An 18,000-nucleotide genomic window follows, 5' to 3' on the forward strand; every position below is an offset into this window, starting at 1 on the left:
TAAGTATGATTAATCATACTCTAATGAAGGGGTCGGTATGCGCATCACGGAGGTCGAGTCGTTCCAGGTGGCTCCTCGGTGGATGTTCGTGAAGGTGTCGACCGACGCCGGCGTGTGCGGGTGGGGCGAGGGCGGCCTGGAGGGGTACGCCGACGTCACCGGGGCGGCGGTCGCGGCGCTGGCCGAGCAGCTCGTGGGCACCGATCCGCGCCGGATCGAGGACCACTGGCAGCGCCTCGTCAAGAGCGGCTTCTACCGCGGCGGTCCGGTGCTGTCCTCCGCCGTCGCGGCGCTGGACCAGGCGTTGTGGGACATCGTCGGGCGGCTGCACGGCGTGCCGGTGCACGAACTGCTGGGCGGCCACGTGCGCGACCGCGTCCGGGTCTACGGCTGGATCGGCGGCGACTCACCGCACGACGTCGCCGCCGCGGCGCAGGCTCAGCGGAACGCGGGGATGACGGCGGTGAAGATGAACGCCACCGCGCAGTTCGGGCCGATTCCGAGCGCGGACGAGGTGGCGGCGGTCGTGGAGCGGGCGGGGCAGGTCCGCGAGGCGCTCGGCGGGGGCAACGACTTCGCCGTCGACTTCCACGGCCGGGTCAGCGCCGCCGTCGCGCCCCGGCTGATCGAAGCGCTGGAGCCCCTGGCGCCGCTGTTCGTCGAGGAGCCGGTGCTGCCCGGCAACAACCACACCAACCTGCGCCGGATCGTGGAGTCCACCACGACCCCGATCGCCACCGGCGAGCGGTTGTTCTCCCGGTCGGACTTCCTGCCCGTGCTCCAGGCCGGGGTGCGGGTCGTGCAACCCGACCTCGCGCACGCGGGCGGCATCTCCGAGGTCCGGCGCATCGCCGCGCTCGCCGAGACCTTCGACGCGTTCCTCGCACCGCACTGCCCTCTCGGTCCGCTCGCGCTCGCCGCGTGCCTCCAGGTCGACTTCGCGACACCCAACTTCCTCATCCAGGAACAGTCGCTCGGCATCCACTACAACAGCACCGCCGAACTGCTCGACCACGTGGCGAACCCGGAGGTCTTCACCTTCACCGACGGGTACGTGGAGCGTCCGACGGGGGCGGGGCTCGGCGTGGAGATCGACGAGGCCTCGGTCCGGAAGGCCCACGAGCGCGGTGGGCAGTGGCGCACGCCGACCTGGAACCACCCCGACGGGTCCTTCGCGGAATGGTGATGTGCACAGGGCGCAACACGAGCGGTGGATAACGCGGAAAATCTTGACTGTCACCGGGTCCCCGCGCACTGTTCGCTCGAACGTGCTTAATTCGCACAAGGGTGTGCGCATGGTGCAACGGAGGGGTTCGACATGATCCGCAGACGCGTTCGAGCAAGCGCCACGGCCATCACCGCGGTGTCCTTCCTGTTCCTCGCCGGGTGCACCTCCGCCGCCGACGACGTGGCGGGTGGGAGCGGTGCCGCCCCGGTCGGCCTGGAGGGCTCGACCGCGTTCAACGACGCGAAGCTCGGGGAACTGGCCGAGGCGATCGAAACGGCGCTGGAGGGCAGGGACACCAGCGGCGTCCGAGTCGCGATGGTGATCAACAGCCCGTCGGCCTACTGGGCCGAAGGTCGCACGGGGATGGAGAACGCAGCCAGGAAGCTGGGTGTTCAGGCCGACTTCCAAGCCCCGGCCGGTGGTGATCTCAACACCCAGCTGTCCATCCTGGACACCCTGAGGGCCGACAGGGTCGACGGGTACGCGGTCTCGGCGGTCGACCCGGCCGCCGTGCGCGGTCCGGTCGGCGCGGCGCAGAACGAGGGCATCGGCGTGGTCGCGATCGACTCGCCGCTGTCCGGCACGCCCGCCCCGGTGGTGTACCTCGGCACGCCCAACACCGAGGCCGGGCGGCAGGCCGGAGAAGCGATGAAGAAGTTGCTCGGCGGATCGGGGAAGGTCGCCGTTCTGACCGGTTCACTCACCGCCGCGAATGCGACCCAGCGCATCGCCGGATTCACCGAGGCGCTAGAGGGAAGTGGCATTGAAATCGTCGACACGCTGAACGACGACGCCGACCCGTCGAAAGCGCTGTCGAACGCGCAGACCGCTCTCCAGGCCAATCCCGACCTCACCGGGATGTACACCGTCTGGTCCTACGACGGTCCCGCCGCCGGCCAGGCCGTCAAGTCCGCGGGCAAGTCCGGGCAGGTGAAGATCGTCGCGGACGACGCCGAGCCCAAGACCGTCGACTTCGTCCGTGACGGCACCATCCAGGCGATGGTGCTCCAACGTCCCTACCAGCAGGGATACCTCGGCGTGTACGTGCTCACCGCCATGAAGGTGCTCGGCGAGGACGCGACCGACGCGCTGCTGAAGCCCTACCTGGAGGAGCAGGACGGAGCCACGACGCTGAGCTCCGGCATCGGCCTGGTGACCGCCGAGAACCTGCCCACCTACCTCGACGACCTGAAGAAGCTGGGTGTGACCTCGTGACGGCGCTGGTCGACGCCACCGGGCTGCGCAAGACCTACGGCACCGTCGAGGTGCTGCACGTCGACCGGCTGTCCCTGGCCGCCGGGGAGGTGGTGGCGCTGCTCGGCGAGAACGGGGCCGGCAAGTCGACCCTGGTCCGGGTCCTGACCGGAGCCACCGCCGCCGACGCCGGCCACGTGGAACTGGGTGGCCGGCAGCTGCGCAACGGCGACCCGGCGCACGCGCAGGAACTCGGTGTCGCGACAGTGTCGCAGGAGTTCCCGCTGGTGGGGGAGATGTCCGTGGCGGAGAACCTGATGCTGGGCCGCCGTGCGGGCGTGGGAGGGGTGCTGTTCGACCGCCGGGCGACCGAGCGCGCAGCCGGGGAGGTGCTCGGCCTGATCGGCGCGGACGTCCCGCTCGACCAGCCGGTGTCCAGGCTGCCGGTCGCGCAGCAGCAGCTCGTGGAGATCGCGAAGGCGCTCGGCCGCGACCCGAAGGTGCTGGTGCTGGACGAACCCACCTCCGCGCTCGGGCCGGTCGAGTCCCGGCGGGTGATCCGCGTCGCCAGGGACCTCGCCGCGCAGGGACGAGCGGTCATCTTCATCGGGCACCGGCTCGACGAGGTCCGCGAGATCGCCGACCGCGTGCTGGTGATGCGCAACGGCAGGCTCGTCGCGGACCTGACGCCCGAGCGGGCCACCACCGAGGCGATGATCCGCGCGATGGCGGGTGATGAGGCCGAAGTGCTGGTGGAGGGCGACCCGCCGCCCGCGGTCGGCGGTCCCGTGCTCACCGTGCGCGGGCTGGAGGCGGCCGGAATCGGTCCGATCGATCTGGACGTCGGCCGGGGCGAGATCCTCGGCGTCGCCGGGTTGATGGGGTCCGGGCGCAGCCGACTGGTCCACGCCCTGATGGGTGCCGTGCGGACCACCGGCGGCACGATGAGCCTGGCTGGAAGGCCCTACGCGCCGAAGCACCCCGCCGACGCGGTGCGGTCCGGTGTCGGGCTGGTGCCGGAGGACCGCGCGCGGCAGTCGTTGCTGCCGCTGGCTCCGGTCCGCTGGAACATCTCGCTCGCGGCCCTGCCGCGCATCGCCCACCGGTCCTGGCTCGACCCCGCGGTGGAACGGACGTTCACCGACGAGGTGCGCAAGGCGGTCGAGGTCCGCTGCGCCACGCAGGAGCAGCCGATCGGCACGCTGTCCGGCGGCAACCAGCAGCGAGCGGTCTTCGGCCGCTGGTTCGCCGCGGAACCGCGGCTGCTGCTGCTCGACGAACCCACGCGCGGTGTGGACGTGGCCGCCAAGGCCGGGATCTACCACCTCGTCGAGTCCTTCGCCGCCCGAGGGACGGCCGTCGTCATCGCCTCCTCGGAACTGGAGGAGTTGATGCGACTGGCGCACCGCACCGCGGTGCTCGCGGGCGGGCGGCTCGTCACCACGATCCCGCGGTCCGACTACAGCAAGCACGCGCTGATGACGGCGGCCAACCACGTACCGGAAGGAGCCGCGCAGTGACCTCGTCGCTGATCGAGACCCCACCACCGAAGACCGCGTTCGGCGGGGCGTTCCTGCGCGGCAAGGAGATCGGCGTGGTCATCGCCGTCGCGGTGGCCTTCACCGTCTTCGCCCTGGCCAACGGCAACTTCGCCGGGGTGCCGAACCTCCAGACGATGGGCGTCGACCTCGCCCAGTACGGACTGCTCGCGCTCGGCGTCAGCTTCGTCATCATCACCGGCGGCATCGACCTGTCCGTCGGGTCCGTGGTGGCGCTCTCGGGGGTGTGGTCGGCCTGGCTGAACGTCCACGCCGGACTCCCCGACGTGATCGCCATCGCCCTGGCCCTGGTCACCGGCGCGGTGATCGGCGTCGTGCACGGCCTGTCGGTCACGGTGCTGGGGGTGCCGCCGTTCGTGACGACGCTGGTCACGCTCGTGGCGGCCAGGGGCGCCGCGCTGGCGCTGACCGAGGGCTTCCCGATCGACGGCGTGGGCACGGTGTTCACCGGCATCGCGCAGTACCGGATCGCCGGCGTCCCCGTGCCGACCCTGCTGTTCGTCGGGGCGTGCGTTCTCGCCTGGCTGTTCCTCGAACGCACCTACCAGGGCCGTCAGCTCTACGCCGTCGGCGGCAACGCCGAGGCCGCGCGGCTGGCGGGCATCCGCACCCGGCGTCGCGTGATCCTCGCCTACGTCGTGAGCAGCACGTGCGCCGCCGCCGTCGGCGTGCTGGTGACGGCCAGGCTGACGGTCGGCCAACCCAGCATCGCCACCGGCTGGGAGCTGAACGCCATCGCCGCCGCCGTGATCGGCGGTGTCGGCCTCGCGGGCGGTGTCGGCCGGGTGGTCGGCGTCGCCTTCGGCGCGATACTGCTCGTCCTCATCAACAACGGGCTGGTCATCCTGCACGTGTCGCCCTACTACCAGCAGATCGTGCTCGGCGCGGTGCTCGCCGTCGCCGTGGTGACCGACCGGCTGCGCAGCCGGGGCTTCGAACGGAACCGACGATGACCCGGGGGAGGGAGCGGATGGCCCGCCTCCTGCTCAGCACCCTCGCGGTCGCCCTCGTGGCGAGTGTTGTCACCGTCACCAGGGCCACCGCGGCGCCCGAGCTCACCTACACGCTCGTCGAGGAGTCCAGCGGTCACGTCCTGAGCGCCACCGGTGCGGGGGGCGACCCGGTCATGACGATCGACTCCTACGCGGGCGACCGCCGCCAGCTGTGGCGGATCGTCGACCTCGGCGACGGGTTCCGCCGGATCGTCAACGACGGCAACGGGAAGTCCCTGTCCACCGTGAACGGTGCTTCTGGTGACGGTGCGGTCGTGCACCTGTGGGACTACCTGGGTACTCACCCCGACCAGCAGTGGCGGATCGACGACGTCGGAGGCGGTGCGGTCACCGTCGCCAACCGGGGGACCGGTCAGCGCCTGCTGTCCACCGAGGACGGGTCCACGGCCGCGGGCACCGAGACCCAGCTCTGGAGCCGCACCGCGGGACGAGCCGGACAGACGTGGAAGCTCGTGCCGACCGAACTGGTCCGCGAGCTGACCGTGCACGCGGACGACGTCGTCAGCCGGGTGCCGAACACGCACGTCGCCGCGGGCCTGGAGGACGTGAACCACGAGATCTACGGCGGTCTCTACAGCCAGATGGTGTTCGGCGAGGCGTTCGCGGAACCCGCGTACCAGCCCGGTGTGAGCGGGATGTGGCGCGCGACCTCCACGGGGGACGCGCGCGGCGAGTACGCCCTCGACACGACGGACCCGTTCAAGGGCGAGCAGGCCCAGCGCGTCCGGTTCGTCTCCGGGCGCGGCGGTGTCGGCGTGGAGAACCGGGGGCTCAACCGGCAGGGGCTCGGCCTCGTGGCGGGAAGGCCCTACGAGGGAACGATCGTGCTCCGCACCGACCACACCGTGCGCGTGGCCCTGCAGAACGCCGACGGCAGCCGCACCCACGCCCGCGCCGAGGTCCGCGCCTCCGGAGCCGGGTGGCGCACCGCCACGTTCACGCTGACCCCGAACGCGACCGACGCGCACGCCCGGTTCGTCGTCGAACTGACCCGGCCAGGCACGGTCGACATCGGCTACGCCTTCCTGGAACCCGGCGCGTGGGGCCGCTTCCAGGGCCAGCACGTGCGCAAGGACGTCGTCGACGCGATGGTGCGGCAGGGCTTGAAGGCCATCCGGTTCGGCGGGTGCGCCAACAGCGGCTGCGGCGACGTCTCCGAGTACCGCTGGAAGGCGATGATCGGCGACGTCGTGCGGCGCCCCGTGACCAGGGGCTTCTGGTACCCGTACGAGTCCAACGGGTGGGGGATCTTCGAGTTCCTCCAGCTGGGCGAGGCGATGGGCGTGGAAGCGGTCCCGTCGCTCAACATCGACGAGACGTCCCAGGACGTGGCCGACCTGCTCCAGTACCTGTACGGTCCGACGAACTCGGAGTGGGGCGCACGGCGCGCCGCCGACGGCCACCCCGCGCCGTACTCGGTGCGGCGGATCCAGCTCGGCAACGAGAACGCCGTCGACGAGACCTACTGGCAGAAGTTCAAGGCGCTCGCGGACGTCGTCTGGTCCTACGACCCGACGATCGTGCTCGTGGTCGGCGACTTCACCTACAGCGACGTGATCGTCGACCCGTTCCGCTTCACCGGCGGCGGCAAGGTGAACACGCTCGCCGCCCACCAGAAGATCTTGAACCTGTCGAAGCAGTACGGTGCCGTGGTCGACTTCGACATCCACCTGTGGACGCAGCAGACAGACGGTGTGGAGTCGCAGATCCGCGCGCTGGACAGCTACGTCGACCAGCTCGGCCGGATCAGCCCCGGCGCCCAGTACCGCGTGGTCGTCTTCGAGCTGAACGCCGACCGGCACGACCTGGCCCGCGCACTGGCCAACGCCTACACGATCAACGCGTTGCAGCGCAGGCCGAAGGTGGACGTGGTGTCGTCGGCCAACGCCCTCCAGGTGGACGGGCAGAACGACAACGGCTGGAACCAGGGCCTGATCTTCCTGAACCAGAACGCGGTCTGGGGCCAGCCGCCCTACTACGTCCACCAGATGAAGGCGAAGTCGTGGCTGCCCGACGTGGTCCGCGCCGACATCACCGGGGGGAACGCGCTCGTCAACGCCACCGCGCTCGCCTCGGCCGACGGAGAGCAGTTGTCGATCGACGTGGTCAACGCCACCGGCGAGTCGCTGACCTACACCGTCCGCCTCGACGGGTTCCGCGCCGACACGGCTGCGGTGACCACCCTGGACGGTCGGCCGAACGGCGTGAACACCGCAGGCAACCCGCACAACGTGGTGCCGCACGACTCCACGGTCCACATCGCCGGGGGAACCACGCTCACCCACACGTTCCCGGCCAACTCGTACACGTCGCTGCGCCTGCGCGGCTAGCACCCAGGGGGAGGAACGAGATGCTGACACACCAGGCCGAAGCGGTCCTCGACGCGCGCGCCGAGCACGCCGAGGGGCCCCTGTGGGACGACGTGCGCCAGGAGCTGGTGTGGGTGGACCTCTACGCGGGGCTCGTGCACCGGGCCGCGTGGTCCTCCGGCGGCCTCGACCTCGTTCGCACCCACGAACTCGGTCAAGCCGTCGGGGCGGTCGTGCCGTGCGCGTCCCCCGACGACGGCTGGGTCGTCGCGAGCGAGTTCGGCTTCGCCCTGCTCGGCGTCGACGGTTCCGTGACGACGTTGGCCGAACCCGAACGGGTGCACGGTGGACGCACCCGGATGAACGACGGGTGCTGCGACCCGCGCGGCCGGATGTGGGCGGGCAGCATGGCCCACGACCGCACGCCGGGAGCCGGGTCGCTGTACCGGCTCGAAGGCACCCGGACGGAGCGCGTGCTCGGCGACGTGACGATCTCGAACGGGATCGCCTGGCGCGACCAGGACGCGTTCCACTACGTCGACACGCCCACCCAGCGTGTCGACCTGGTCGAGCTGGACCGGGACAGCCGCCTGCTCCGCCGGGAGGCGGCGTTCGGGATCGACCCGGACCTCGGCGCGCCCGACGGGATGACCGCGGACGCGGAGGGCTGCCTGTGGATCGCGTTGTGGGGTGGTTCGGCCGTGGTGCGGTTCAGCCCGCGCGGGGAGGTGCTGGAGCGGGTCGACGTGCCCGCCACGCAGGTCAGCAGCTGCTGCTTCGGCGGCCCGGACCTGTCGGTGCTGTTCGTGACGACCTCGCAGGAGAACTTCTCTCCCGAGCGGTCGGCCGCGGAACCCCACGCGGGCAAGGTCTTCGCGGTCCGGACGGCAGTCACCGGACTGCCCGCCGACCGGTTCCGACCCGAGAGGAGCAACTCGTGACCAGGATCGCCCTGGTGGGGTGCGGCGCGATGGGCGAGATCGTGGCCCGCTCCGTGTACGCCGGACCGGACGCGCCGACGCTCGTCGCCGCCGTCGACCCCGACCTCGGCCGCGCGGCCAGGGTCGCGGCGGTGACCGGTGCCGCGCCGTTCGCCACGCTGGCAGAGGCGCTGCGGGTCACCGGCGCCACCGCGGCCGACGTGCGCGTGCCGCACCACCTGCACGCGGAGGTCGTGCTGGAGGCGCTGAAAGCGGGCTGCCACGTGCTGGTGGAGAAACCCCTCGCCACGAGCCTGCCGGAAGCGCGGCGGATGGTGGAGGCCGCGGTGGACAGCGGACTCGTCCTCGCGGTGGCCGAGAACTACCCGCACCTGCGGGCCGTGCTCGACGCCCGTGCGGCGCTCGACGCCGGGGAGGTCGGCGACGTGCTCGCGATCCTGTCCACCCGCGCCTACCGGGTGGACGGCGTGTGGATCCGCGACGGCTGGCGCCGGGGCGAGGGGCCCTCCAGCGGCGTCCTGCTCGACCAGGGGACCCACCAGGTCAGCCTGATCCGCCACCTGAGCGGCCCCGTCGAGGTGGTGACGGCGCACCCGGCGGGAGGCAGGGCCTCCGACGCCGTGGTGCTGACCCTCCGGATGACGAGCGGCGGGATCGCGACGTCGTTGCTGACCTGGTCCAGTCCAGGACCCGCGGTGCAGACCGAGGCGACGGTGGTGGGCACCGGCGGGCGGCTCGACGTCGTGGTCGACTACGGCGGCACCGGGGGAGCGTGCCGCCTCTGGACGCCAGACGGGAGCGAGAGCCGGGGCGCCGAGAACTACTACGACAGTCATCGGCTCGTGGTCGACGACTGGCTCCGCGCGATCCGCGTCGGCGGCGAAGCGGTCGTGCCGGGACGGGAGGGGTTCGACGACCTGGCCGTCGTCCTGGCCGCCGTCGACTCGCTGGAGCGGGACGGCGCCCCCGTCGCGGTGGAGCGGGCATGAGGCGCCTGGACGCCGCGTGCCTCGGCGAGAGCATGGCGCAGCTCGTTCCCGCCGACGGCAGGTCCCTGCGCTCGGCGGGGAGCTTCGCGCTCACCACGGCGGGCGCGGAGTCGAACGTCGCGCAGGGCCTCGCGCTGCTCGGCAGCACGGTCGCGTGGGTCAGCCTGGTCGGCGACGACGCGCTGGGCGCAAGGGTGCTCGACGACGTCGCGGCCGCCGGGGTGGACGTGTCGCTGACCCTGCGCCGCGACCGGAACCGCACCGGGTTCTTCCTCAAGGACCCGGCGGCGGACGGCTCGCGGATCACCTACTACCGCGACGGGTCCGCCGCGTCGCACCTGTCCCGCGCCGACGTGGACCGGGCGTTCGCCGCGCGCCCCCGGCACCTGCACCTGTCCGGTGTGACCCCCGCGCTGTCGGTGTCGTGTGCGGACGCCGTCGGGCACGCGCTCGCGGTCGCGCCCGAACTCGGCGTGTCGACCAGCTTCGACGTCAACCACCGGCCGGTGCTGTGGGCGGACCCCCGTGAGGCCGCCCTGACCCTGCGCGGTCTCGCGCGGCAGGCGGACGTGGTGTTCGTCGGGCTCGACGAGGCGACCGCGCTGTGGGGGACGACGACCCCGGACCAGGTGCGCGACCTGCTTCCCGAACCGCAGACCCTGGTCGTCAAGGACGGAGCGGTCGACGCGACGACGTTCACCGCGGACGGTCGGTTCACCGAGCCCGCGCTACCCGTGCAGGTCGTGGAACCGGTCGGCGCAGGCGACGCCTTCGCGGCCGGGTGGTTGCACGCGATGCTGATCGACCTGCCGCACCCGGCACGTCTGCGTCTCGGGCACCTGATGGCCGAGGCCGCACTCACGTCGCTGTCCGACCACGTCACGACCACCCGTCCGCCAGCTGACCTGGTCCGCGAGGCGGCCCGGGCCACGGCAGCAGGGAGCTGACATGTCCCAGTCCGTAGACCGGGCCGCCGCCATCCTCGACGCCTGCGCGCCCGGCCCGCAGCGGCTCCCCCACCTCGCCGGGCTGCTCGGCGTGCACCGCTCGACCGTGCTGCGCCTGCTCCAGACACTGGAGCGGCACCGCCTGGTGCGCAGGCTCGACGACCTCACCTGGACCATCGGCTACGGGTTGATCGGTCTGGCCGTGGAGACGCTGGACCGGATGGACCTGCGCACCGCTGCCCGGCCCAAGCTGGAGCTGCTGGGGCGGGAGGTCGGGCACACCGTCCACCTCGCTCAGCTCGACGGGCACGACATCGTCTACGTCGACAAGGTCGAGGGCAACGGCGCCGTGCGGATGGCGTCTCGCATCGGCGCGCCCGTCCAGGTGCACACGGCCGGCGTGGCCAAGGCGATCCTGGCCGGACTGCCGCCCGACCGGTGCGAAGCGGTTCTCGCGTCGGCGTCGTTCGAGCGGTTCACCGACTCGACCATCACCGACCGCGCCGAGTTCACCGCCGAACTGGCCAAGGTCCGCAGACAGGGGTACGCGGTGGACGACGGCGAGTACGAGAACTACCTCGCCTGCATCGCCGTCCCGGTCCGCGACGGCAGCGGCTCCATCCGCGCGGGCGTGTCGATCTCGGCGCTGTGCGCCATCGAACGGTTGGAGAAGCTCCGCCGCCACGTGCCCCGGTTGTGGGAGGTGGCCTCGGAGATCTCGCGGGAACTGGGCTGGAGCGGGCCCGCGGGGGTGAGCCGCAGTGCCGGATGACCTCTTCACGACCCACCTCGGGAACTTCCCGGTCATGGTGATCCTGCGCGGTCACGATCCGTCGACGACGGTGCGGCTGTGCGAGCGCGCGGTGTCCCTCGGCGTCGAGCTGGTCGAGGTTCCCTGGCACGGTGAGCGGTCCGGGCCGTCCTTGACCGCGGCGCTCGACTGGGCGCGTGATCGTCCGACCGTGCGGATCGGCGCGGGCACGGTGACCACCGCGGAGGTGTTCCGCGCGGTGCACGCGCTCGGAGTCGAGTTCACCGTCGCGCCCGGCTTCGACCTCGGTGTGGTCGAAGCAGCCGCCGCAGCGGGCGTCCCGCACCTGCCCGGTGTCGCCACCGGCACCGAGGTCTCCGCCGCGCTCGCCGCCGGATGTCTGTGGCAGAAGGCCTTCCCCGCCTCCCTGCTGACGCCCGCGTGGTTCACCGCGCTGCGCGCCCCGTTCCCCGGTGTGCGCTTCGTGGCGACCGGTGGAGTGGACGCGGGCAACGCCGCCGCCTTTCTCGACGCGGGCGCGAGCGCCGTGTCGCTCGGCAGCGCCTTCACCGGTGCCGACCCGGAGGTCATCAGATCCCTCGCGCGCTGAACCATCCCACCGCAGAACTGGAGACGACGATGTCCCATCCTTCTCGCCGCACCGTCCTCGGCGCGGGCGCCGCGACGGTGGCGGGCCTGACCACGGGCCTGACCACTGGCCTCCCGACGAGCACCGCGTCCGCGACCGCCGCTCGCGCGGGACACGAGTTCCTGCGCGACACCTTCGGCCCGGTGGCGGGATGGCAGCGGCAGGGGGTGGTGATGCAGCAGTCGCTGCCCTGGGAGACCTCGCTGCTCCAGGACCCGTGCCTGGTCTACGACGAGGGCGGCGGTCCGCGGTTCAAGATGTGGTACGGCTCCCTGTACTTCGTCGGCTACGCGACCAGCGAGGACGGCCGGAAGTGGACCAAGGCGCCGGAACCGGTACTGGTCCGCTCGCTGGACAGCGACCGCAACAACCTCAACCAGCCCAGCGTCGTGCACCTGGACGGCACGTGGCACATGACGTACTTCGGCATCGACGGCGAGGGCAGGGGCCGTGTCCACTACGCGTCGGCGTCGGCGCCGGGTGGTCCCTGGACCAAGCACGGTGTCGTGCTCGAGTCGACGATGCCGTGGGAGGACGACTACGTCTACAACTCGGCGCTGATGTACGACCGGGGCGAGCGAACGTGGAAGATCTGGTACACGGCGGGCAAGATCGCGTCAGCGGGCGGTGAACCCGAGTACATCTGCTACGCCACCGCGAAGCACCCGGCCGGGCCGTGGACGAAGCACCCGGCGAATCCCGTGGTGCGTCCGATGCGCGACGGCGGCTGGGCGTCGCTGGGCATCGGTGGCCCGAACGTCCGGCGCACCGGCGACGGTGGTTACGAGATGCGCGTCGTGGGCTGGCAGGCCGACTACCCCTCGCGCGGCGGGAAGTTGTTGTCGCGCGACGGCGTGACGTGGGAGTTGACGCGCTCCGCCCACGAACTGGACCTCGGTGTGGCCGGGGGGCCGGAGGACTCGATGGTGTACCGCCAGTTCGTCGTCCGGCACGCGGGTGTGGACCACGTGTACTACAACGTGAAGAACAACCGTCCTGGTTGGAACGAGACGATCCAGCTGGCCGTCTGGCGCGAGGCCCAGCAGATCGTGGACCCGGCGAAGTGGACCATGACGCAGGGGTGGGCGGTCCCCAGCGGCGCGTCGTTCACGGTGGGCGGCAACCGCGCCACCACCTTGGGCAACGGCGTACCCGGCTCACCGCAAACCCTCCAGGGCAACGTCGCGATCCCGTTCCCCGACTACGAGCTCGCGGCCGACGTGACCCCGCTGAGCGCCGACGTCGCCGACCGCGACACCGTCCTGATGGCCCGGTGCACCGGCCGGGACAGCTACTACTACGCGGGCATCGCCTCGTGGGGCGACGAGTACGCGATCGGTGTCGTCGCCGACGGCGTGAACACCAAGATCGCCGGCGTCGGGGACGCCGCCGCCGTCGTGCCCGGCACAACCCGTCGGCTCCGCTTCACCCTGATCGGGTCCACGCTGACGCTGCACGACGGAGATCGCCTCGTCCTGACCGCGGTGGACCCCACCCTGATCCCGCGTACCAGCTACGTGGGCCTCCAGTGCTCGACGCACACCGGCCGCTCCTCCTTCGGCGCCGTGTCCGTCCGGCGGAGGTCCTGACAGGACGGTCGACGTGCTGTTCGTGCCGCCCCGCGATCCCGGCCGGACGCGGGTGCAGGACCGGCACGAGTCGTGCGAAATCCCTGTGCGTGCCGCACACCCCGGTCCTGTGGGAGTTCCTGCCGCAGGACCGGGGCCTCGGTTCCGGGACGACCCTTCGGCGGTGGTCGTGGGACGACCGGGTGATCGCGGTCGACCAGACCGGCACCCGGCCGGGCGTGCAGAACGCCGTGCCGCCGCTGCGCGCCAGCGGCAACGGCTCGGTGGTCACCACCGAGTCCGTCCAGGGGCGATCGGCAGCGGAGCCGCCTCGGCCTACCAGGCGTCCAAGGCAGCGGTCCGCCTGCTGACCGTGACCGCCGCGGTGGAGCACGCGCCCCGGGGCGTGCGGGCGTCATCGCCACTGCCGTGATCCAGCTCGGCGCAGCCGGCCGGGGTTCCTGGCGGTGGTACGGGCGCTGGTCGTCGGGTGAGACCGGCGCACGACCTGGTGCGGCGAGGGCGTCAGGTGCTCTGCTGAGACGCGGTGTTCTCGGGGGAGCGCGCGAGGTGCGTCGCGCCGGGGCCCGCGAGGTACGTCGCCACCGACGTGGGGACGACGGAGGGGTAGTCGGCGTTGCGGACGTCGACGACGGAGGCCCGGCCGTTGTACATGACCGTCTGGTACTGCAGCGCGAGGTACTCGAACGGGCTGGTCGCGACGAACTGGCGCCGGATGATCTCGGCCTGCAGATCTTCCAGCGAACCCCTGCGGACCAGTCGCCAGGGACGGCCCGACGCGGCCTCGACCTCCTCGTGCAACTCCAGCAGGGACAGCTGCTGGCCGACCACGTGCACGTCGCGGCCCGCCGTGCTCGGGTCGAGCGCGATGGCGGCCGTGTACGCGGCGGTGTCCGGAATCGTGGTGATGTCGATCGGCTGCGTGCCGTCGCCCCAGATCGAGAACGTGCCGGCCGCGACGTCGAGCACCTCGTGCAGCGGGGCCAGGAAGTACTCCGGGAACGCGCCGACCGTCACCGAGGTCCGCAGCACCGGACTGTCGCGGAACTCCTCGGAGAACTTCCGGCGCACGTCGGAGTAGAGGTTGACGCCGTACTCGTAGCCGTAGAGGTTGATCGAGAAGTCGGACGGGATCATGCGGCGCACACCGGCCGCGGCCGCCGCGGTCAGCAGCTCCCGCTGACCGTCGACGATCACGTCCGGCCCGCCCTGCACCGCCGACACGACGACGTCCACACCGTCGACGTGCGGGGCCAGCGAGGCCGCCCCGTCGGTGAGGTCGCCGACCCGCAGCGACAGGTTCGGGTGCCCCGCCACGCCGCGCAGTCGCTCGCCGCCGTCCGCGGAGGACGGACGCACCAGCGCGCGGACGGTGCTGCCGCGCTCCAGCAGGTTCTGCACGATCTGACTGCCGAGGTCACCGGTCGCGCCCGCCACCAGGACGGTCGTGTCACGTGCGGTCATGTGAGCCACTCTCCGATCAAGTATCTGCCTGTGCAGGCAACAATATAGGCGGTGAGTGGGACGGCAACGTGACAGGAGCCACAGCGGGCCGGACCGTAGAGTGTTGCCATGAGGCTGTCCGACCTTGAGCAGGCGGCGTGGGGTGGTTTCCTCCTCGCGCACGACCGGCTGTGGCGCGCGATGGAGGCGGGCCTGGCGTCGACGGGCATCACCATGTCGGAGTACAGCGTGCTGGCCGCGCTCGAGAACGCGGGCGATCAGGGCGTGCGCATGTCCGATCTCGCGGCACTCCGGCTGATGTCCACCGGCGGTTTCACCCGCATGGCGGACCGCTTGGAGAAGCAGGACCTGATCACCCGGCGACGGTCGGCCACGGACAAGCGTGGTTTCGACGTGGTCATCACGCCGACCGGCCGGCAACTGCTGGACCGGGCGCGCACGCGCCACCTCGACGACGTGCGCTCGATGTTCGTCGGGCGGCTGAGCGCCGAGCAGCTGGAGCAGTTGCGGGCGATCTGGGAACGCCTGGAGGATCAGCGGTCCCCGGCGAACTGTTGAGCGGTTCGGGGCCGTGGTGAGTCCCGGAACTCGTGACGACGAGCCCCGGCCGGGCGCGCAGGGCGCGGTCGTTCCGAACAGGTCTCGCACGTCCGGTGTGAGGGGCTGGAGCGCTGGCACGCCGCCGTCTGCGTTGCTGCGGCGCGCTGCGGCAGCGGGTGGAAGCGGTCGACGTCGCGACTGACGGCCGGCAGGTCATCCCCGCGCGCCGGGTCCGCGCTCAGCGCGGACACCGTCCTCGTCTCGGGTGCGGCCAGACGAAGGACCGTCGACAGCTGACCGACGTGGTCGCGGGAGCGGCGGTCGAGCCCGGTGTCCGCCTGGGCAGATGTCGCTGACCTGCGGGTTCGTCTGTCATCACCGGTCGCGGAGGTCGTCGTGCGGGCGGTCGCCGGTGTGGGCCGAGGCGGCGAGCGACAGCGCGGCGCCGAGCGCGGCGGCACCGTCGAGGAGGGCTCTGGAGCGGGCGGTGATGCCGTCGTCCCTGGCGGCCAGCGCGGAGGTGACCTCCTCCAGGCGGTGGGCGCGCCGCAGCTCCGGCACAAGGGCGCGGAGAGGCGCGATCCGGTGACCGGCCCGGCGCAGCTGGTGCACGATCCGTGCGTCCCGCACCCGCGCTGGTGCGTACCGCCGCGTTCCTCGGACGGGGTCGCGGTCGGGGACGACGAGCCCCTCGGCGTCCCAGTGCCGCAACGTCGAAGGGCGCACGCCGAGGGCGGCGGCGAGTTCGGAGACGCTCATCGAGTCCGATGCGCGCACGTCGTCGATCGGCTCGTCGGAGATCGCGCGGACGGCCTCCTCGGCCCGCCGCAGTTGCCTGCGCTCCGCGTCGAGCCCGGCGTGCACCGCGTCGAGAAGGGCCACCACCTGCGCGACGGGGAACCGGTGGACGGCACGGACGATCTTCTTGGCCTCGACCGGACCGGCGCCCACCGCAAGTGCCCGGTAGGCCAGTGCGGACTGCAGGTGCACCTGTCCGTAGACCCGGTAACCCGTGGCCGTGCGCGTCGCCGGCGGCAGGACACCGTCGCGTTCGAGGTTGCGCACCTGCTGAACCGAGCACCCGGCTTGCCGCGCGACGTCGACGGTCCGCATTCCCCCTGATTTGAGACCTGGCACCCCGAATGCCCTCGGTGCCGGCCTGGAAGTCTCCACAAGCACGTCAATGTAACGCTGGAGCACATGACCGCGGAAGAGATCATCGACTTCGTGACCGGCCTCGACGGCGTCCTGACCCTGCGACCGACGCCCGGTGACGGTTCACCGGAGATCGCGTGGGGCGACACGTTCTTCTACTACTCACCCGACGGCGTCATCCCGACGACGGCGCAGCCCTTCGCGACGATCGTGACCAAGAACTACCCCGGCGACGAGGCATCGCGTCTGGACCGGCCGGGCGCCTTCCGCGTGAACGTGGCCGCGGGCAAGGAGGCGTTCGTCCGCTGGACCGGCCACGCGCCACGCGAAGCCGCCACCAGCGAGGTCGATCCCAGCGCCGTCGACACCGTGATCGCACACCCCGTCTACGGCGCCGTCGGCTGGCTGGCGGTGGTCGACCCCGGCACTCGAACCGAAGAGGTCACTCGTGAGCTGCTGAGCACGGCTCACCACCTCGCCCGCTCGCGCCACGAGCGCCGGACCGACCCCACCGCACGCTGAGCACGGGAGACGCCCCGACCACTCCCGGCCCGCGGACGCACCTCGGTCTGAGGGCGCCGACTTCGGCCGACCCGCTTCCAACCCCGCGTCGGAGTTCGGCGAGCCGGCCGACGTCGAGCGGTGGCGGAGTCCGTGTCCGCGGTGTGGGGTCGTGCCACCGCTGCCGAGCGTGGTGCCGCCGCGAGGGCGGCGGAGCGCTGGCGGTGGTGGGGAGCGCGGGGCGCTCGTACCCTTGAAGTCATCGCCGACCGCCGGGTGACCGGGGTGCGGAGGGCGTCCCGCCCGACGCGGCAGAGGAGGCGAGTGCCATGCGCATGCTCGCAATCGCACAGATCGACGTCGAGGCCGGGAACGAGGCCGTCCGGAGCGGGGCCATGCGCCAGTTGATGGACCGGATCATGTCGCGGCTCCAGCCGGAGGCGGCCTACTTCGGTCCCCTGGACGGCGTGCGCACGATGTTCCTGGTCTTCGACCTCGACGACCCGTCGCGCATCCCGTCGATGATGGAGCCGTTCTTCGACGGCCTCAAGGCGAAGGTCCAGTTGACCCCCGTGATGAATCGGGAGGAGGTCCAAGCCGGACTCGCGTCGATCCGCTGATCGCGCGGGCGCGGTTCCGAGTTCCCCGTCCCATCCCTCCGGCAGAAGGCCGTTGCGAGCACGCGACCGGTTGGCGGGGACCGTGATCGTGCTGTCGCGCTGATTCCGGGGAAGGGGTGGCCGTGCTCCCCGCCGTCATTCCGAGTCCGGTCCAGGACGTCCGGCACCTCGGGTGACCATCGCCCGCCACCGCGGTGAGGGCTGGGGGACCGATGAGTGCTGCGGTACGTGACGGCAGGGCCGCCGGGGCGGTCGTGGTGGTGGGCCGGGTGTGCGTCCGGCACCGGTTCACCGAGTCCTTCACCCGCAGGACCACCGAGCGCTTGAGGACATCACGCTCCACCCCCAACTCGGCGCGTTCCTTCTCCCACCGCGCCCGCTCGGCCCGCAGCCGCGCCAACTCCTCGCGCTCGACCTCGTCCAGGGGCCCGTCGTCCCGTCCGGCCTGCCGGTCGGCCGTCACCCGGTCGTGCAGGGTGCAGACGCTGATCCCCAGATCCCGCGCGACCGGCTCGCCGGTCCCGACCACGATCCACACCGCACGGAACTCC

General features: G+C 71.7%; 17 protein-coding genes. 15 read left to right on the plus strand and 2 right to left on the minus strand.

From position 1 onward, the window contains the following. Nucleotides 1–37: 37 nt before the first annotated feature. The 12 genes from dgoD to IMZ35_RS24450 all read left to right on the plus strand — a co-directional run bounded on the left by dgoD (nucleotide 38) and on the right by IMZ35_RS24450 (nucleotide 13,519). Entirely contained in the window at nucleotides 38–1,186 is a 1,149-nt protein-coding gene (dgoD, locus tag IMZ35_RS24395) for a galactonate dehydratase (protein ID WP_199443524.1), read from the plus strand. A gap of 132 nt (nucleotides 1,187–1,318) precedes the next feature. Further along, the gene (locus IMZ35_RS24400) at nucleotides 1,319–2,443 is read left to right on the plus strand and encodes a substrate-binding domain-containing protein (protein ID WP_199443525.1); all 1,125 of its coding nucleotides are present in this window, start codon (nucleotides 1,319–1,321) and stop codon (nucleotides 2,441–2,443) included. Beyond that, nucleotides 2,440–3,942, plus strand: a complete 1,503-nt coding sequence (locus IMZ35_RS24405; RefSeq protein ID WP_199443526.1) for a sugar ABC transporter ATP-binding protein — start codon at nucleotides 2,440–2,442, stop codon at nucleotides 3,940–3,942. Before IMZ35_RS24400 ends, IMZ35_RS24405 begins: the two co-directional genes overlap by 4 nt. Next, nucleotides 3,939–4,934, plus strand: a complete 996-nt coding sequence (locus IMZ35_RS24410) for an ABC transporter permease (RefSeq protein WP_199443527.1) — start codon at nucleotides 3,939–3,941, stop codon at nucleotides 4,932–4,934. Before IMZ35_RS24405 ends, IMZ35_RS24410 begins: the two co-directional genes overlap by 4 nt. Continuing rightward, on the plus strand, nucleotides 4,931–7,324 hold the full coding sequence (locus tag IMZ35_RS24415; RefSeq protein ID WP_199443528.1) for an alpha-L-arabinofuranosidase family protein: 2,394 nt from the start codon (nucleotides 4,931–4,933) through the stop codon (nucleotides 7,322–7,324). The genes IMZ35_RS24410 and IMZ35_RS24415 overlap by 4 nt, the downstream gene beginning before the upstream one ends. Before the next feature lie 20 nt (nucleotides 7,325–7,344). Beyond that, entirely contained in the window at nucleotides 7,345–8,244 is a 900-nt protein-coding gene (locus tag IMZ35_RS24420; protein ID WP_199443529.1) for an SMP-30/gluconolactonase/LRE family protein, read from the plus strand. Continuing rightward, nucleotides 8,241–9,233 carry a Gfo/Idh/MocA family protein gene (locus tag IMZ35_RS30985; RefSeq protein WP_307868714.1) on the plus strand — a complete coding sequence of 331 codons (993 nt, stop codon included), beginning with the start codon at nucleotides 8,241–8,243 and terminating at the stop codon, nucleotides 9,231–9,233. The genes IMZ35_RS24420 and IMZ35_RS30985 overlap by 4 nt, the downstream gene beginning before the upstream one ends. Then, the gene (locus IMZ35_RS24430) at nucleotides 9,230–10,180 is read left to right on the plus strand and encodes a sugar kinase (protein WP_199443530.1); all 951 of its coding nucleotides are present in this window, start codon (nucleotides 9,230–9,232) and stop codon (nucleotides 10,178–10,180) included. The genes IMZ35_RS30985 and IMZ35_RS24430 overlap by 4 nt, the downstream gene beginning before the upstream one ends. A 1-nt stretch (nucleotide 10,181) precedes the next feature. After that, nucleotides 10,182–10,952, plus strand: a complete 771-nt coding sequence (locus IMZ35_RS24435; RefSeq protein ID WP_199443531.1) for an IclR family transcriptional regulator — start codon at nucleotides 10,182–10,184, stop codon at nucleotides 10,950–10,952. Continuing rightward, nucleotides 10,942–11,541, plus strand: a complete 600-nt coding sequence (locus IMZ35_RS24440; protein WP_307868716.1) for a bifunctional 4-hydroxy-2-oxoglutarate aldolase/2-dehydro-3-deoxy-phosphogluconate aldolase — start codon at nucleotides 10,942–10,944, stop codon at nucleotides 11,539–11,541. The genes IMZ35_RS24435 and IMZ35_RS24440 overlap by 11 nt, the downstream gene beginning before the upstream one ends. 29 nt (nucleotides 11,542–11,570) lie before the next feature. Then, nucleotides 11,571–13,169 (plus strand): glycoside hydrolase family protein, encoded by a 1,599-nt coding sequence (locus IMZ35_RS24445; RefSeq protein ID WP_199443532.1) that lies wholly within the window; start codon nucleotides 11,571–11,573, stop codon nucleotides 13,167–13,169. 89 nt (nucleotides 13,170–13,258) lie between these two features. After that, nucleotides 13,259–13,519, plus strand: a complete 261-nt coding sequence (locus IMZ35_RS24450; protein ID WP_307868717.1) for a hypothetical protein — start codon at nucleotides 13,259–13,261, stop codon at nucleotides 13,517–13,519. Between the two features lie 154 nt (nucleotides 13,520–13,673). On the opposite strand, the gene IMZ35_RS24455 is transcribed toward IMZ35_RS24450, so the two are convergent. Then, nucleotides 13,674–14,633: an NmrA family NAD(P)-binding protein gene (locus tag IMZ35_RS24455; protein WP_199443533.1), complete on the minus strand. Its 960-nt coding sequence runs from the start codon at nucleotides 14,631–14,633 to the stop codon at nucleotides 13,674–13,676. Nucleotides 14,634–14,741: 108 nt separating this feature from the next. Here IMZ35_RS24455 and IMZ35_RS24460 point away from each other — a divergent pair, with 108 nt between their 5' ends. Continuing rightward, nucleotides 14,742–15,191, plus strand: coding sequence for a MarR family winged helix-turn-helix transcriptional regulator (locus IMZ35_RS24460; RefSeq protein WP_199443534.1), 450 nt, complete (start codon nucleotides 14,742–14,744; stop codon nucleotides 15,189–15,191). 357 nt (nucleotides 15,192–15,548) lie between these two features. Here IMZ35_RS24460 and IMZ35_RS24465 read toward each other — a convergent pair whose 3' ends face one another. Beyond that, on the minus strand, nucleotides 15,549–16,286 hold the full coding sequence (locus tag IMZ35_RS24465; RefSeq protein ID WP_199443535.1) for a MerR family transcriptional regulator: 738 nt from the start codon (nucleotides 16,284–16,286) through the stop codon (nucleotides 15,549–15,551). An 87-nt stretch (nucleotides 16,287–16,373) separates the two neighbouring features. On the opposite strand from IMZ35_RS24465, the gene IMZ35_RS24470 reads away from it, so the two are divergent. Continuing rightward, nucleotides 16,374–16,850 (plus strand): DUF6194 family protein, encoded by a 477-nt coding sequence (locus tag IMZ35_RS24470; RefSeq protein WP_199443536.1) that lies wholly within the window; start codon nucleotides 16,374–16,376, stop codon nucleotides 16,848–16,850. A 308-nt stretch (nucleotides 16,851–17,158) separates the two neighbouring features. After that, a complete protein-coding gene (locus tag IMZ35_RS24475; RefSeq protein ID WP_199443537.1) occupies nucleotides 17,159–17,449 on the plus strand; it encodes a DUF3303 family protein in 291 nt (96 codons plus the stop codon). Nucleotides 17,450–18,000: the final 551 nt, after the last annotated feature.

It is taken from the genome of Umezawaea beigongshangensis (genome assembly GCF_016464305.1).
Taxonomy (GTDB): domain Bacteria; phylum Actinomycetota; class Actinomycetes; order Mycobacteriales; family Pseudonocardiaceae; genus Umezawaea_A; species Umezawaea_A beigongshangensis.

Excerpts from the sequence above, each read along its gene's own strand:
- dgoD (WP_199443524.1), top strand. The coding sequence starts at position 38 with ATGCGCATCACGGAGGTCGAGTCGTTCCAGGTGGCTCCTCGGTGGATG.
- IMZ35_RS24400 (WP_199443525.1), top strand. The coding sequence starts at position 1,319 with ATGATCCGCAGACGCGTTCGAGCAAGCGCCACGGCCATCACCGCGGTG.
- IMZ35_RS24415 (WP_199443528.1), top strand. The coding sequence starts at position 4,931 with ATGACCCGGGGGAGGGAGCGGATGGCCCGCCTCCTGCTCAGCACCCTC.
- IMZ35_RS24420 (WP_199443529.1), top strand. The coding sequence starts at position 7,345 with ATGCTGACACACCAGGCCGAAGCGGTCCTCGACGCGCGCGCCGAGCAC.
- IMZ35_RS24430 (WP_199443530.1), top strand. The coding sequence starts at position 9,230 with ATGAGGCGCCTGGACGCCGCGTGCCTCGGCGAGAGCATGGCGCAGCTC.
- IMZ35_RS24435 (WP_199443531.1), top strand. The coding sequence starts at position 10,182 with ATGTCCCAGTCCGTAGACCGGGCCGCCGCCATCCTCGACGCCTGCGCG.
- IMZ35_RS24445 (WP_199443532.1), top strand. The coding sequence starts at position 11,571 with ATGTCCCATCCTTCTCGCCGCACCGTCCTCGGCGCGGGCGCCGCGACG.
- IMZ35_RS24455 (WP_199443533.1), bottom strand. The coding sequence starts at position 14,633 with ATGACCGCACGTGACACGACCGTCCTGGTGGCGGGCGCGACCGGTGAC.
- IMZ35_RS24460 (WP_199443534.1), top strand. The coding sequence starts at position 14,742 with ATGAGGCTGTCCGACCTTGAGCAGGCGGCGTGGGGTGGTTTCCTCCTC.
- IMZ35_RS24465 (WP_199443535.1), bottom strand. The coding sequence starts at position 16,286 with ATGCGGACCGTCGACGTCGCGCGGCAAGCCGGGTGCTCGGTTCAGCAG.
- IMZ35_RS24470 (WP_199443536.1), top strand. The coding sequence starts at position 16,374 with ATGACCGCGGAAGAGATCATCGACTTCGTGACCGGCCTCGACGGCGTC.
- IMZ35_RS24475 (WP_199443537.1), top strand. The coding sequence starts at position 17,159 with ATGCGCATGCTCGCAATCGCACAGATCGACGTCGAGGCCGGGAACGAG.